Origin of the sequence: Jannaschia donghaensis (assembly GCF_001403795.1) — a bacterium.
Lineage (GTDB): Bacteria > Pseudomonadota > Alphaproteobacteria > Rhodobacterales > Rhodobacteraceae > Jannaschia > Jannaschia donghaensis.
Genome location: NZ_CXSU01000011.1, coordinates 213,128 through 227,393 on the forward strand (window position 1 = coordinate 213,128; position 14,266 = coordinate 227,393).

Consider the following 14,266-nt stretch of genomic DNA (forward strand, 5'->3'; position numbering starts at 1 on the left):
GCTTGATCCGGTGAACGCCGCCTTCGCGGTATAGCCGCCGATCGACAGGTTCTGCTCGGCCACCGAAATGCTGGAGGCCTTGACCGTCCCATCGGAACTGCGGTCGAGCGAGGACAACACGTCGACGTCGCCGCTTTCACCGTTGATGAGGTTCAGGCCGTTGAACTGGGCCGCACCGACGATGGATCCGATCTGCTCGCGCAGAGCGACGATGTCGGTCTGGATCTTGTCACGGTCGACGTTGTCTTCCTGAGCGGCAACGATCTTGCCCTTCATATCCGTCAGCAGGTCGGTGATCGACTCGGCCGCGTTCCGGGCGACGGCGACAGTCGACTCGCCCAAGTTGAGACTGTCGGAGATGGCCTTGAAGCCCTGGACATCCGATTCCATCTGCTTGGAAATGGCCCAGACGGCCGAGTTGTCCTTGGCGTTGGCGACCGACTTGCCGGTCGAGATTTCGGACTGGGTCATGCCCAGGTTCTTGTTGATGGATTGCAGCGTCTGCAGCGCGACCATTGCGCCGTTGTTCGTCAGAATGCTGGACATGTTTATTCCTCACGTGAATGTGCCCGCTTCGCGGGCCTAAGACGTCCGCTGGTGCGGACAGATCGACATTCTGTCTTGAGGGTCCGGCACCGTGCCGCACACCTCCTGATCGCCATTTTCGGCAAGTCCGTGCTACGCGGTTCATCTTAAGCGTGACTTAACGCCAAATGGCAGAAATGCGGCGATTTCACCTGCATTTGAATGGTCTTGGCGCTATGCTAGAGGCAGGACACCGCTCTCGACCACAGCCTCCATCACCGCGTAGGTCCGCGTCTCGCGCACGCCGGGCAGATCGACGAGGGTATCGGAGAGGAACGCGCGATACGCCGCCATGTCCCGGTGCCGGGTCTTGAGCAGATAGTCGAAGCCCCCCGCCACCATGTGGCATTCCTCGACCCCGTCCATTTGCCGGATGACGCGGGCGAAATTGTCGAATACCTCGGACGACGTCCGGTCCAGCTTGACCTCCACGAAGGCGGTCAGGCCGCGGCCCAAGGCCGCCGGGTCCAGCGTCGCGCGAAACCCGGTGATCACGCCCTCACGTTGCAGCCGCCGCATCCGTTCCGCCGTGGCGTTGGGCGATAGGCCGACGCGTTCGGCCAGCGCGGTGATCGCGATTCGCCCCTCGCCCTGCAGAATGGTGAGAATCGTCCGGTCGAATCTGTCGAGGTCCATCGTTTTTCTCGGTCCCTGCCACCCTGTGTCGCGAATCCATATCCGAAATGATAGGACTTGCGAATTCTTTGGTGAGATTCACGGTCTTCGCCGGCGTATTCACTGAATCGACCCTATCCCGAGGACCCGATCCATGCCGTTCTCCGCCCCCTATGCCCCAGCCGATGAAACGCTGATCGCGGCCCTTCTGCCTCATGCGACCGTGTCGCCGGGCACCCGCGATACCGCCGCCCAATTGATCCAGACGATTCGCGGCGCACGGACCCGGATCGGCGGGCTGGAAGATTTTCTGCGCGACTACGATCTATCGACGCGCGAAGGCCTTGCCCTGATGGCGATGGCCGAGGCGCTGCTGCGCGTGCCCGACCGATCGACGCAAGACGCGCTCATCGCCGACAAGATCGGCGCGGGCGACTGGGATGGTCACGAGCCGTCGGATGCTTGGCTGGTGTCGGCGGCGACCTGGGGTCTGGGGCTGTCCAGCCGGCTTTTGCGGCCCGGTGACACGGTGCCCGGCGTTCTGGGTGGGTTGACGCGGCGCATCGGTGCCCCGGCGGTGCGGACCGGGGTTCAGCAGGCGATGCGCTTCATGGGTCATCAGTTCGTCCTGGGCGAAAGCATCGCGGACGCCCTGAAACGCGCCCGCGAGCAGGAGGGGAAAGGCCACCTCTACAGCTATGATATGCTGGGCGAAGGGGCCCGCACGGACGCCGACGCGAAGCGCTACGCCAAGTCCTATTCCGATGCGATCGCTGCCATCGGAAAGGCTGCCGGCAACCGCCCGTTGCCGCACCGACCCGGCATCTCGGTCAAGCTGTCCGCCCTGCATCCGCGGTACGAGCCGCGCAACCGCGACGCCGTCCTGCGCGATCTGGTGCCCATCCTGGTGGATCTGGCGAAACAGGCCAAGGCTTACGACCTGAACTTCACCGTCGACGCGGAAGAACAGGACAGGTTGGAGCTGTCGCTCAACGTGATCGAGATGGCCTTCGCCGACAACGCGCTGCGCGATTGGAACGGCTTTGGCCTGGCGATTCAGGCCTATGGCAAGCGCGCCCTCGCCACGGTCGACTGGGCCGCCGACCTGGCCCGCGCCCATGGGCAGACCCTGATGGTCCGATTGGTCAAGGGAGCCTATTGGGATACGGAGGTCAAACATGCGCAAGTCGAGGGTCATGCCGATTATCCGGTATTCACCCGCAAGGAGGTGACCGACCTCAACTTTTTGGCCTGCGCCAAGCGGATGCTGGCCCTGCGTCCGCATCTGTTTCCCCAGTTCGCCACTCATAACGCCCTGTCGATCGCCCAGATTCTGGAAACGGCGGATCGCACCGGCGAGGCGGCCGGGGGCTTCGAATTCCAGCGCCTGCACGGCATGGGCGAAAGCCTGTACGACGCGGTGACGCGGCAGCACGATGTCACCTGCCGCATCTACGCGCCCGTTGGCGGTCACCGCGATCTACTGGCTTATTTGGTACGGCGACTGCTGGAAAACGGGGCGTCGACCAGTTTCGTCGCCAAAGCGGGCGATAAGGACGTGCCGATCGAGGATGTTCTCTACTTCCCCGACGATCTTGATGCGACCCCGCGCCACCCGCGTATTCCGATGCCCGGCGCGCTGTTCGGTGGGCGGCTCAATTCCAGCGGGATGGAATGGGGCCTGCGCCGCGATCTGGATGCGTTGGCGCGCGACATGCGGGCGGCCCCGAACGCCCGCGAGGTGGTCCCGCTTACGGCCAAGGACGTCGATGCGGCGATGACCCGCGCCGCACGTGCCGCCCCCGCGTGGCGCGATACCCCCGTCGCCACCCGTGCCGCCGCCCTGCGCCGCGCCGCGGATCTGCTGGAAGAAAACCGCGCCGCCCTGATGGCGACCCTGGCGCGCGAAGCGGGCAAGACCGTGGATGACGGTATCGCCGAACTTCGCGAAGCCGTCGATTTCCTGCGCTTCTATGCCGACGAGGCCGAGGCGCTGTGCACACCGCGCGACTTGCCGGGCCCCACCGGGGAACAGAACCGCTGGCACGCGCGCGGTCGGGGCGTGTTCGTCACCGTCGCGCCCTGGAACTTCCCGCTGGCCATCTTTCTGGGACAGACGGCGGCGGCCCTTTCGGTCGGCAATGCCGTCGTCGCCAAGCCGGCACCGCAGACGCCCCGCATCGCGGCGCAGGCCATCGCGCTGCTGCACAAGGCGGGCGTGCCCGAAGACGCGCTGATCCTCGCCCCCGGCGGGGTGGAAGTCGGACAGGCGCTGATGGCGCACCCGGCCCTTGCCGGCGTCGCCTTCACCGGATCCACCGCGACCGCCAAGGCGATCAACCGCGACCTTGCAAACCGCGACGGGGCGATCGTGCCCCTGATCGCGGAAACCGGCGGCGTGAACGCGATGATCGTCGATGCCACGGCCTTGCCTGAACAGGTGACGCGCGATGTCGTCGCCTCTGCCTTCCGTTCGGCCGGGCAAAGGTGTTCGGCCTGCCGCATCCTCTATGTCCAAGAAGATGTGGCCGACCGAATGCTGGAAATGATCGCGGGCGCGGCCGCGACGTTGACCATGGGCGACGGCATGGATCCCGCTACGGACGTGGGTCCGATCATCGACGCCGACGCCCTGAAGCGGTTGCAGGATCACGTCGCCAAGCATGATGTCCACTGGCAGGGCACCGCCCCCGAGGGCCTGTTCCTGCCGCCCACGATCATCGAACTGCGCCAGGACGAGACGCTGAAGGAAGAGGTGTTTGGCCCCGTCCTGCACGTCAAACGCTGGAAGGCCGGGCAGATCGACAAGGTTCTGGACGAAATTGCGTCGACGGGGTTTGGCCTGACCTTTGGGCTGCATTCCCGCATCGACGCGACCATCGCCCGCGTCACCGCACGGGCCCCCGCCGGCAACGTCTATGTCAACCGCAATCAGATCGGTGCCATCGTCGGCAGCCAGCCGTTCGGCGGGCACGGCCAGTCGGGAACCGGACCCAAGGCGGGCGGGCCACTCTATCTGACGCGGTTCGTGGAAGAGGTGGTGGTCAGCACCGATACGACGGCGGCGGGGGGCAACGCGACCCTGATCGCGATGGAGGCCTGAGCCGACCTTTCCGGCGCAAGATGACATTGGGGAAGGGGCCGATGCCCCCACCCTCAAACCCCGACCTTCGCATCCTCCAGCACCATATCCGATGCCTTCTCTCCGATCATGATCGCGGGGGCATTGGTATTGCCCGACACGATCTCCGGCATGATGGAACAATCGGCGACACGCAGGCCCGTGATGCCGTGAACGCGCAGGCGGTCGTCGACTACGGCCCCCGGCCCCTGACCCATCTTGCACGTTCCGGTGGGGTGGTAGATCGACACCGAATTCGACCGCGCCCAGTCGAGCGTGCCGTCGTAATCGTCCACCGACAGGTCCGACGTCGGGCGAAATTCCTCGGAAATCTTGTCGTCCAGCGGCGCGTGCCGGGCGATGCGGCGGGCGATGTTCACGCCCGCCACGATGGTCCGGCAGTCGGTCTCGGTCGACAGGTACCGCGGGATGATCTTGGGATAGACCTGCGCCTCGCCGGAGGCGAGACGGATTTCCCCCCGGCTTTCGGGGCGCAGCTGACAGACCGACATCGTAAAGGCCGAAAACGGATGCACCCCCTCGCCGGGTGAATCCGCGGACCAGGGCTGAACATGGAACTGGATGTCCGGCGTCTCCACGTGATTGCCGGTGCGAAAGAACCCGGTGGCGAGCGACGCGGCCATCGTCATCGGTCCGGCCCGGAACAGCGCGTATCGCAGCGCGATCCTCGCCTGATCGACCAGGCTGCGCACCTCGTCGTTCAGGGTGGGCTCGTTGCACTTGAACACCAGCCGCGCTTGCAGGTGGTCCTGCAGATTCTTGCCCACGCCCGGCAGATCGACCTTCACCTCGATCCCGTGCTCGCGCAGCTGCGCCGCTTCCCCGATGCCCGACAGCATCAGAAGCTGTGGCGAATTGATCGATCCGCCCGACACGATGACCTCCCGGTTGGCCCTGACGATCCGTTCGGCCCCCGAACGATCGCGATACGCGACGCCGGTGCAGCGCGTGCCTTCCAGAATCAGTCGCGTCGCGGCCGCATTGGTCAGGATCGTCAGGTTGTCGCGCGCCCGTGCGGGGTTGAGGAAGGCGACGGCGGCGGAACACCGTCGCCCGTTTCGCGTCGTCAGCTGAAAATACGACGCACCTTCCTGATCGGCCCCGTTGTAGTCGGGGTTGAACGGATAGCCCGCCGCCTGCGCCGCCGCGACCCAAGCATCGCAGATGGGTCGCTGCAGGCGCATGTTCGACACCCACAATTCCCCGTCCGAGCCGTGGAACGCGTCGGCCCCGCGTTCCTGCCGTTCGGACCGTTTGAACAGCGGCAGCACCTCGTCCCAGCCCCATCCGCGGTTGCCCATCTGACGCCAGCGGTCGTAATCCTGCGCCTGTCCGCGGACATACAGCAGCCCGTTGAGCGACGACGACCCGCCAAGCACCTTCCCGCGTGGCCAGCTGATCGACCGCCCGTTCAGTCCCGGATCGGGTTCGGTGTGGTAACACCAATCGACAGACGGGTTGTTCATCGTCTTGAAATATCCGACGGGCACATGGATCCACGGGTTCCAGTCGCGTCCCCCCGCCTCCAGCAGGACAACCTTGTTGCCGGGATCGGCGGACAGGCGATTGGCCAGGACGCAACCCGCCGAGCCGCCGCCGACGACGACATAATCTGTCGTTTGGTCCGCCATTTGCCGTCCTTCCCATCCCGATTTCTTGGCCCTTCGCGAAAGAAAAGCTTGTCACATGCAGTCTAGAGTGCTGATTATTGAGACTGCAAGTATCATATTTGCAGCCTTAGGGAGGTATACACACATGAAAGCGTCCAACGCTCTGCGCGGGATTTCCCGTCGCGACCTATTCAAACTGTCGGGCCAATACGGTCTGTCGTCCGTCGTCCTGGGGGCATCGGCCCTGACCGGCGCAGTCACCCTGGCCGACGTCGCCCGCGCGGCCGAGTCCAGCTATGACAAGCGGTTCGCCAAGGAGCCAAAACACACGTTCAAGCTGGGTGCTGCCGGCTTCAACCCCGAGAACCTGTTGATCGAACGGGCCGGCGTGCTCGAGTTTGCCCGCGACCTGGAGAGCCGCTCGGATGGGGAGATCCGGGTCGAGTTCATCGGCAACAACCAGATCTGCGGACAGACGTCCTGCGTCGAGAAGACCCAGTCGGGCATCGTCGACATGTACGCCGCCTCGACCCAGAACTCCGCCGGTGGCGCACCGTATCTGAACGTTCTGGACTATGCCTACATGTTCCGCAGCCGGGCGGATCAGTACAACTTCTTCTACAGCCCCGAGTCGGTCAGCCTGCTGCGCGACCCCTACGAGAAGCGGCACGGCCTGAAGTTTCTCTTCACCCACGCGGAATTGCGCGGCATCCAGACCGGATCGACGTTCGCAGACAAGCCGACCGTCACCTCGATCGAGGAATTGTTCGGCACCAAGAACCGCGTGACCGGCACGCAGCTGGGCCGCATCGCGATGGAGCTTCTCAACCTCAACCCCGTGCCCGTCGCCTGGGAGGAAACGCTCGACGGTCTCAAGCAAGGTCTGATCGACGGAGCCGAGACCTGGGCTTCGGCCGTGGCCTACGCCAACATGGCCCCGGTCGTGACCCAGTCGGTCGACCTGCGGTTCTTCTGCGGCACCGAACATACCGCCATGTCGGCCAGCGCCTTCGACGGGCTGTCGGGCGAATTGCAGGACGCGGTCATGGAGTCGGCCTACCTCGCACAGGTCCACGTGCAGGCCGCCAACGAGGCGGCTCTGGTCAAGACCGTCGGCTTCTCGACCCCGCAGCTGCCCGGAACCATCTTCGAGCAGAACAACGTGCGCGTCGCCGACCTTTCGGCCGAGGAAATCCGCAAAGCCGAGGAAATGTGCTCGCCCGAGTTCCAGCCCGCCGCCTGGGAACAATGGCGCGAGCGTCTGAACGGGTGGTCGGGGGGGCTCGATACCTACGAAGGCATCAAGGCCGCCGCACGGTCCATCCCGGAGGACACCCTGCCCGAAAACGTCGAGCCCCGGCGTTGGTGGAAGGCCTGATCCGAACGGATCGACACGACATCGGATCGGGCGCGTCCACCGCGCCCGATTTCACAAGGCGAGACGAAACCGGCCACCCGGTCTAGGATCGCCACGCGCGACCGGGAGGGTCGCCGACGGCTTGGGAGGGCATGTCGATGGGATGGTTCGAGGGAATGGGCGCCATCTTCGGGGGGCTCTCCGAATGGATGTTCAACGGCGATGCATTCGGCCTGGCCGATGCTTTGCGCCAGAACGCGGCTTCGGTCTGGGTGCTGGGATTCCTGATCACGGTGCTTGGCGGTCTGGCGGTGATGTGGCTCTACCGCACGGTAACCTTCACCGAGCGGTATCTCGAACAGACGGTGATGGTCGTCGCCTATCTCGCAATCGGCGGCATTATCTTCGCCGGCGTGATCCAGCGCTTCTATCTCTCGGGGCAACCGCCCTGGTCGACGACGCTGCCGCCGTTCCTGTTTCTTATCATGACGTGGGTCGGCTGCAGCTATAACGTGAAGCTGCGCACCCATCTGGCCTTCGCCGAATTCCGCACCGCGATGCCCGCCAAGGGCCAGATCGCCTGCCTGGTGCTCGATGCCCTGCTGTGGCTCGGCTTCGCCTGGGTGGTCATCGTCACGACCTTCTGGAAAACGGTCGAGGCGGCGGCCAACTTCCGCTTCATGGCCGGCACCAACGACGTGATGCAGTGGTGGTTCCTGGCCACCGTGCCCGTCGCGTTCCTGCTTTTGTCGGGGCGCGTGTTCGAAAACCTGTTTGCCGACCTGCGCAATTTCCGCGCGGGCGCGCCGCTGATCGAACAGGCCGTGATCGGGGGTGACGCATGAGCGACGGAACCATCGTCACGCTGATCTCCATCGGGGTCACCATCCTTTTCATGCTGGGCGTGCCGGTCTTTCTGGTGATCGGCTACTGGGTGATCGGTATGTCGTTCCTGTTGTCGCTGCCGCTTTTGAATGTCGGGGCGGCACTGACCAATGTGTTTACCGACGGCTTCGCCCTGCTTGCGATGCCGCTGTTCATCCTGACCGGCGACCTCATCAACCGGTCCGGCATCGCGCGGCGGTTGTCGGATTATGCCTATGCCTGCTTGGGCTGGATGCGCGGCGGCCTGTCGATGGCGGCGCTCGGGGCCTGCGGTCTGTTTGCGGCGATCTCGGGCTCCAACTCGGCCACGACTGCGACCATCGGCTCGATGCTGCATCCCGAAATGGTCAAGGGCGGCTACGACGAACGGTTCTCGGCCGCCACCGCCGCCGCCGGCGGGACGGTGGGCATCATCATTCCGCCGTCGATCATCTTCATCGTCTACGGCTTCTTGCTGAACCTGCCGATCTCCGACCTGTTCGTGGCGGGCATCATCCCCGGTTCGATGATGGTGCTGGCAATGATGAGTGCGGCGTTCCTTTTGTCGTGGAAGAACAAATGGGGCGTCTTGATCGGCCTGTCGCCGGTACGGATCCTCAAGACGTTCATCGGGGCCTGGCTGGGCTTTTTCGCCATCGGCCTGGTCCTTTGGGGCATCTACACCGGCAAATTCTCCCCGACGGAAGCGGCGGGCGTGACGGTGGGGTTCTGCATCATCGTGGGCTTTATCTGCCTGCCGCTCTACCGCCTGTTCGGGCTGAGCGAGGATCGAAGCGTCGAGGAGAAATCCTTCGGCGAATTCTTCTTGGTGCAGGGCTTCTCCCCGATTGAACTTCCGTCGATCACCATGCGCTCGGCGCAGATCACCGGCATCCTCGCGCCGCTGATCGCCGTGTCCGTGGTCATGCAGCAGATCCTGTCGGTCCTGGGCGCGCAGGCGGTCATCTCCGAATTCGTGACGGGGATGGGCGGCTACTACGCCGTCTTGTTCACCGCGATGGCCATCGTCTTCGTGTCCGGCATGGTGCTCGAGTCCCTGCCGGTGACGATCATCCTGGCCCCGATCCTGGCCCCCATCGCCCACGGCGTCGGGGTGGAGCCGGTGCAGTTCGCCGTCATCTTCCTTGTGGGGGCGTCCATCGGGTTCATCACGCCGCCGTATGGTCTGAACCTCTATGTCGCATCGGGGGTTACGGGCGTTCCCTATTTCAGACTGCTCCCCTATACCGTCCCGTATCTTGTGGCGCTGATCACCGTTTGGATCGTCGTCGCGTTGGTGCCGGAGCTTTCGACGGCGCTGCTACCCGACAGGTAAGCCCATGGACGGCCAGCGGAACGACCCCATCCCAACGAACCTGCGCCTCCTCCTCGTTCTGGAGGAGGTGGCCCGTGCGGGCGAACCGGTGACGCCGACCACGGTCAACGAAACCCTTGGCCTGCCCAAACCCACGATCCACCGCCTTTTTTCGACCTTGGTCGAAGAGGGGTTCCTGCAACGCGACATCGGGGGCCGCGCCTATCTTCCGGGCCGACGCCTGCGCGGTCTGGCCGGCGGTGTCCTGTCGTCGTCGCGCACCCGCGCCGCCCGTCAGGCCATTCTGACGCGTCTGTCGACCCAGATCGGGGAGACATGCAACATCGCCATCCCCGACGGCGACAGCATGACCTATCTGGAACGGGTAGAGACCGAATGGCCGCTGCGGATCCAGCTGCCCACGGGCACCCGCGTTCCCTTCTACTGCACCGCATCGGGCAAGATGTTCCTGTCGACCATGGCCCAGCGGGAACTGGACAGCTATCTGGACGCGACCGAGTTGGAGCGGCGGGCCCCGGGGACATACACCACGAGGTCCGACCTGCTTGCCGCGATCGACCGCACCCGCGCGCGCGGCTACGCCACCGACCGGGGCGAATTCATGAAAGACATGATCGCCGTCGCGGTCCCGATCGAGGATCAGAACGGTCGCCTGCTTGCCACGTTGTCGTTCCATGCGCCGACCGTGCGCATCGACCTTGAAAGGGCGCTGGGCTATCTGCCCCTGCTCAAGGACGCCGCGCGGCAGCTTTCGGCGATGGTTCGTACCACCGGGGACTGATCGCGCCCCGCGGTCCGGATCAGGCCGCGCCTTTCAGCCGAACCTGCCCCGCATGATGGCACGCGACCCGGCCCGCGCCGTGCGGTGTCAGCTTGGGACGCTCCGCCTTGCAGATGTCGGTCGCCAGCGGGCAACGCGGATGGAATGCGCACCCCGACGGCGGATCGGTCGGATCGGGGATTTCCCCCTCGGGCGGCTCCACCTCCCGCCCAAAGGCGTCCAGGCGCGGGGCCGCGTCGATCAGCATTGCGGTATAGGGATGGGCCGGTTCGTTGAAAAGCGACGTCGGCGACGCCTCCTCCACCAGACGGCCCAGGTACAGCACGCCGATCGTGTCGGCCATGTGCCGCACCACCGTCAGGTCGTGGCTGATGAACAGATACGTCAAGCCGTGGTCTTCCTTCAGATCGCTCATCAGGTTCAGGACCTGCGCCTGCACCGACACGTCAAGCGCGCTGGTCGGCTCGTCGCAGACGATCAGTTTCGGCTCGCTCGCCAATGCCCGCGCAACACAAAGCCGCTGACGCTGGCCGCCGGAAAACTGATGCGGGTACTTGCCCGCATCTTCCTCGGCCAGACCGACCTGCACCAACAGCTTTTCGGCCAGACCGTCGATGTTTCCGCCCCGCGCCGATACCGGCTCCGTGATGATATCGCGCACCCGCCAGCGGGGGTTCAACGATGCAAAGGGATCCTGGAAGATCATCTGGATGTCGGTGCGGATACGGTCAATGATCGCCGGGTCCGTCTCCGTCACCAGATCGATACCGTCAATCTCTACATTGCCTTCCGTCGGGCGCAGCAGACCCACCACCATCTTGCCGATGGTCGACTTGCCCGACCCGGATTCCCCGACCAGCGCATATGTCGTCTTGGCCGGAATATCGAAACTGACATCCGACACGGCAGTCAGCATCCGCTTGGGCAAACGCTCGATCATACGGTTCAGCCAGGGTTTGGACACGTCGAACACCCGCGTCAGACCCTTGATCGACACAAGACCGGTCATGCCACGTCCTCCTGCGCGTCCAGCGGGAACCAGCAGGCCGCGCGGTCGTCCGCAATCCCGACCTTTGGTCCGGGATCGTGGCGACACTTGTCCTGCACGAAGGGACAACGCGGATGAAATGCGCAGCCGTCGGGCAATTTGCCCAGACGCGGCATCGCACCGGGGATTTGCCGCAGACGCGCCTGACCCGCACTCGCGGCGGGGGTCGAGGCCATCAGACCATCGGTATAAGGATGGCGCGGCTGACCCACGATCTGGCTGACGGGCCCGATTTCGGCCAGCCGCCCGGCATACATCACCGCCACACGATCCGCAGTTTCCGCGATCACGCCCATGTCGTGCGTCACCAGCATCGCCGCCATGCCCCGTTCGCGGCAGAGCCGTTTCAGGAGCGCGGTGATCTGCGCCTGAACACTAACGTCCAGCGCCGTCGTCGGCTCGTCCGCGATAAGCAGGGTCGGCTCGGCACACAGTGCCAGCGCAATCACCACGCGCTGCCGCATGCCGCCGGAGAACTCGTGCGGATAGGCCCCCATGCGGTTCTTGGCACTCGGGATGCCCACCTCGTCCAGACCCCGGATCGCCCGCGCGTCGGCCTCCGCGTTGCTCACGTCCAGATGCCGCAGGATCGTCTCGCTCAACTGCTCCCCGATGGTCAGCAGCGGGTTCAGCGACGTCAGCGGATCCTGAAACACCATCCCGATCCGCTTGCCCCGGATCCGGCGCATATCGGACAGCTTCAGACGGTCGATCCGCTCCCCCTCCAGCAGGACCTGCCCCCCGGAAATATGGGCGGGAGAGTCGAGCAGCCCGATCACGGCATTCCCGGTCATCGACTTGCCCGCCCCGGACTCGCCCACGACGCCAAGGATTTCGCCCGCGTCGATGGACCACGACACGTCGTCCACCGGCCGAAGGGTGCCGAAACGCGTCGGGATATCGACGGTGAGGTTTTTCAGTTCGAGAACGGGTGTGGTCATCAGCGCAACCTCGGGTTCAGCGCATCGCGCAGCCAATCGCCCAGTAGGTTCACCGACAGCGCCAGCGCCAGCAGGGTGCAGGCGGGGAAGAACAAGATCCACCATTCGCCCGAGAACAGGAAATCCTGACCGATGCGGATGAGCGTGCCCAGGCTGGGCTGCGTCGGCGGGGCGCCGACGCCGAGAAATGACAGCGTCGCCTCGGCGATGATCGCCAGTGCCAGCGAAATCGTCGCGATGACAAGCACGGGCGACAACACGTTGGGCAGGATGTGGCGCAGCATGATTGCACCGGGCTTGCGGCCGATCAGGCGCGCGGCCTGCACGTATTCCTTGTTCTTCTCGACCAAGGTGGCTCCGCGCACGACGCGGGCGAATTGCACCCAGTCTGACAGCCCGATCGCGATGATCAGAACCCAGATCGCCATCTGGTCGCGGTATTCGATGGGGATCACGCCGCGCGCGACCCCGAAGATCAGCAGCGCAACCAGGATCGACGGAAACGTCAGCTGCACGTCCGCGACGCGCATGATGATGGTCTCGGTCCATCCGCCCAGATAGCCCGCCAGCAGTCCCAGCGTGATCCCCAGGATCATAGCAAAGGCCACCGCCATCGCACCCACGAACAGCGAGATGCGAAGGCCGTAAAGGATCGTCGACCAAACATCGCGGCCCTGATCGTCGGTGCCCAGAAAGAACGTCTCGCCGGTGAAGGCATTCGGCACGCCGGGTGCAGAAAAGCCGTTCATCAGGTTCAGCGATGACGGATCGAACGGGTTCGTCGTCGCCACCAAGGGCGCAAAGACCGCTGCCAGCACCATAACCAGCGTGACGAATGCCGCGCCCATTGCCACGGGCGACTGGCGGAAGGAATAGCTGATGTCCGCGTCCCAGATCGTCTTCCACCGCGATGGGGCGACGACCTCCGCCTCCTCCAGTCGTCCGGTGGGCTTGGGGCCTTGGCGCGCGGCGTCGGGCAGATCGCTCATGTGTGCCTCCCGTCAATGCGCAGGCGCGGATCGACCCAAACGTAAAGGATGTCGACCAGAAGGTTGATCATCACGAACATCACCGAAATCAGCATCAGATAGGCGGCCATCACCGGGATATCCACGAACTGCACCGCGTTGATGAACAAAAGACCGACACCGGGCCATTGAAACACCGTTTCGGTGATGATGGCGAAGGCGATGATCGCCCCCAGTTGCAGACCCGTCACCGTGATGACCGGCACCATCGTATTCTTGAGCGCGTGGCGGAAATTCACGGATTTGGCGGACAGGCCGCGGGCGCGCGCGAAGCGGATATAATCCTGCCGCAGCACCTCCAGCATTTCCGACCGGACCAACCGCATGATCAGGGTCATCTGGAACAGCCCCAGCGTGATCGATGGCAGGATCAGCGACTTCAGACCGCTCGTCGTCAGAAATCCGGTCGTCCACCACCCCAGGTCGACGACATCGCCCCGCCCAAAGGTCGGCAGCCATCTGAGTTGCACGCCGAAGACATAGATCAGCAAGATCCCGATCAGGAAGGTCGGCAAACTGACCCCGACCAGCGACAGCGACATGATCGCATTCGCCGCCCAGCCGTCGCGCCGGATCGCGGTGAAGACGCCCAGTCCGATCCCCACCGTCAGCGCAAGAAAACCCGACACGAAGGCCAGTTCCAGCGTTGCGGGCGCGCGTTCCGCGATGATTTCGGCGACGGGGCGCGACTGGCGATAGCTGATACCGAAGTCGCCGGTCGCAGCGCGGCCCAGGAAGGTGGCGTATTGCACCGGGAACGGATCGTTGAGGCCCAGCGCCTCGCGCAGACGTTCGACATCCTGAACAGTGCGTTCCTGACCCAGAAGCTGTTCGATCGGGTCGCCGACGAAACGGAACATCGAAAACGCGACAAGACCGACGGCCAGAAGGACGATGATAGACTGAAAGATACGGCGAATGATGTATGCAAGCATTCCACGGGTGTCCCGCGCCAGACC

12 protein-coding genes are annotated in these 14,266 nt (G+C 64.5%); 5 read left to right on the forward strand and 7 right to left on the reverse strand.

The annotated features are described in order from the left end of the window. The coding region (locus JDO7802_RS05520) for a flagellin N-terminal helical domain-containing protein (RefSeq protein ID WP_497706859.1) at positions 1–546 on the reverse strand (546 nt) is incomplete at its 3' end. 213 nt (positions 547–759) lie between these two features. After that, positions 760–1,221, reverse strand: coding sequence for an Lrp/AsnC ligand binding domain-containing protein (locus JDO7802_RS05525; protein WP_055083477.1), 462 nt, complete (start codon positions 1,219–1,221; stop codon positions 760–762). A gap of 133 nt (positions 1,222–1,354) precedes the next feature. Here JDO7802_RS05525 and putA point away from each other — a divergent pair, with 133 nt between their 5' ends. Continuing rightward, complete coding sequence (gene putA / locus JDO7802_RS05530) at positions 1,355–4,303, forward strand: bifunctional proline dehydrogenase/L-glutamate gamma-semialdehyde dehydrogenase PutA (protein ID WP_055083479.1); 2,949 nt, start codon at positions 1,355–1,357, stop codon at positions 4,301–4,303. A gap of 53 nt (positions 4,304–4,356) precedes the next feature. On the opposite strand, the gene JDO7802_RS05535 is transcribed toward putA, so the two are convergent. Then, positions 4,357–5,973 carry a GMC family oxidoreductase gene (locus JDO7802_RS05535; RefSeq protein WP_055083481.1) on the reverse strand — a complete coding sequence of 539 codons (1,617 nt, stop codon included), beginning with the start codon at positions 5,971–5,973 and terminating at the stop codon, positions 4,357–4,359. 124 nt (positions 5,974–6,097) lie between these two features. Between JDO7802_RS05535 and JDO7802_RS05540 the strand changes: the two genes are divergently transcribed. The 4 genes from JDO7802_RS05540 to JDO7802_RS05555 all read left to right on the forward strand — a co-directional run bounded on the left by JDO7802_RS05540 (position 6,098) and on the right by JDO7802_RS05555 (position 10,290). Then, positions 6,098–7,330 carry a TRAP transporter substrate-binding protein gene (locus JDO7802_RS05540; protein WP_055083483.1) on the forward strand — a complete coding sequence of 411 codons (1,233 nt, stop codon included), beginning with the start codon at positions 6,098–6,100 and terminating at the stop codon, positions 7,328–7,330. 137 nt (positions 7,331–7,467) lie between these two features. Beyond that, entirely contained in the window at positions 7,468–8,154 is a 687-nt protein-coding gene (locus JDO7802_RS05545; RefSeq protein ID WP_055084732.1) for a TRAP transporter small permease, read from the forward strand. Continuing rightward, on the forward strand, positions 8,151–9,509 hold the full coding sequence (locus JDO7802_RS05550; protein WP_055083485.1) for a TRAP transporter large permease: 1,359 nt from the start codon (positions 8,151–8,153) through the stop codon (positions 9,507–9,509). Before JDO7802_RS05545 ends, JDO7802_RS05550 begins: the two co-directional genes overlap by 4 nt. 4 nt (positions 9,510–9,513) lie before the next feature. Then, entirely contained in the window at positions 9,514–10,290 is a 777-nt protein-coding gene (locus JDO7802_RS05555) for an IclR family transcriptional regulator (RefSeq protein WP_055083487.1), read from the forward strand. Between the two features lie 19 nt (positions 10,291–10,309). Here the strand turns inward: JDO7802_RS05555 and JDO7802_RS05560 are convergent, their stop codons facing one another. The 4 genes from JDO7802_RS05560 to JDO7802_RS05575 are packed head-to-tail and all read right to left on the reverse strand — an operon-like array spanning position 10,310 to position 14,242. Next, a complete protein-coding gene (locus JDO7802_RS05560; protein ID WP_055083490.1) occupies positions 10,310–11,299 on the reverse strand; it encodes an ABC transporter ATP-binding protein in 990 nt (329 codons plus the stop codon). Then, on the reverse strand, positions 11,296–12,279 hold the full coding sequence (locus JDO7802_RS05565; protein WP_055083492.1) for an ABC transporter ATP-binding protein: 984 nt from the start codon (positions 12,277–12,279) through the stop codon (positions 11,296–11,298). Before JDO7802_RS05565 ends, JDO7802_RS05560 begins: the two co-directional genes overlap by 4 nt. After that, positions 12,279–13,268, reverse strand: coding sequence for an ABC transporter permease (locus JDO7802_RS05570; RefSeq protein ID WP_055083493.1), 990 nt, complete (start codon positions 13,266–13,268; stop codon positions 12,279–12,281). Before JDO7802_RS05570 ends, JDO7802_RS05565 begins: the two co-directional genes overlap by 1 nt. Continuing rightward, on the reverse strand, positions 13,265–14,242 hold the full coding sequence (locus JDO7802_RS05575) for an ABC transporter permease (protein WP_055083495.1): 978 nt from the start codon (positions 14,240–14,242) through the stop codon (positions 13,265–13,267). Before JDO7802_RS05575 ends, JDO7802_RS05570 begins: the two co-directional genes overlap by 4 nt. Positions 14,243–14,266 lie beyond the last annotated feature (24 nt).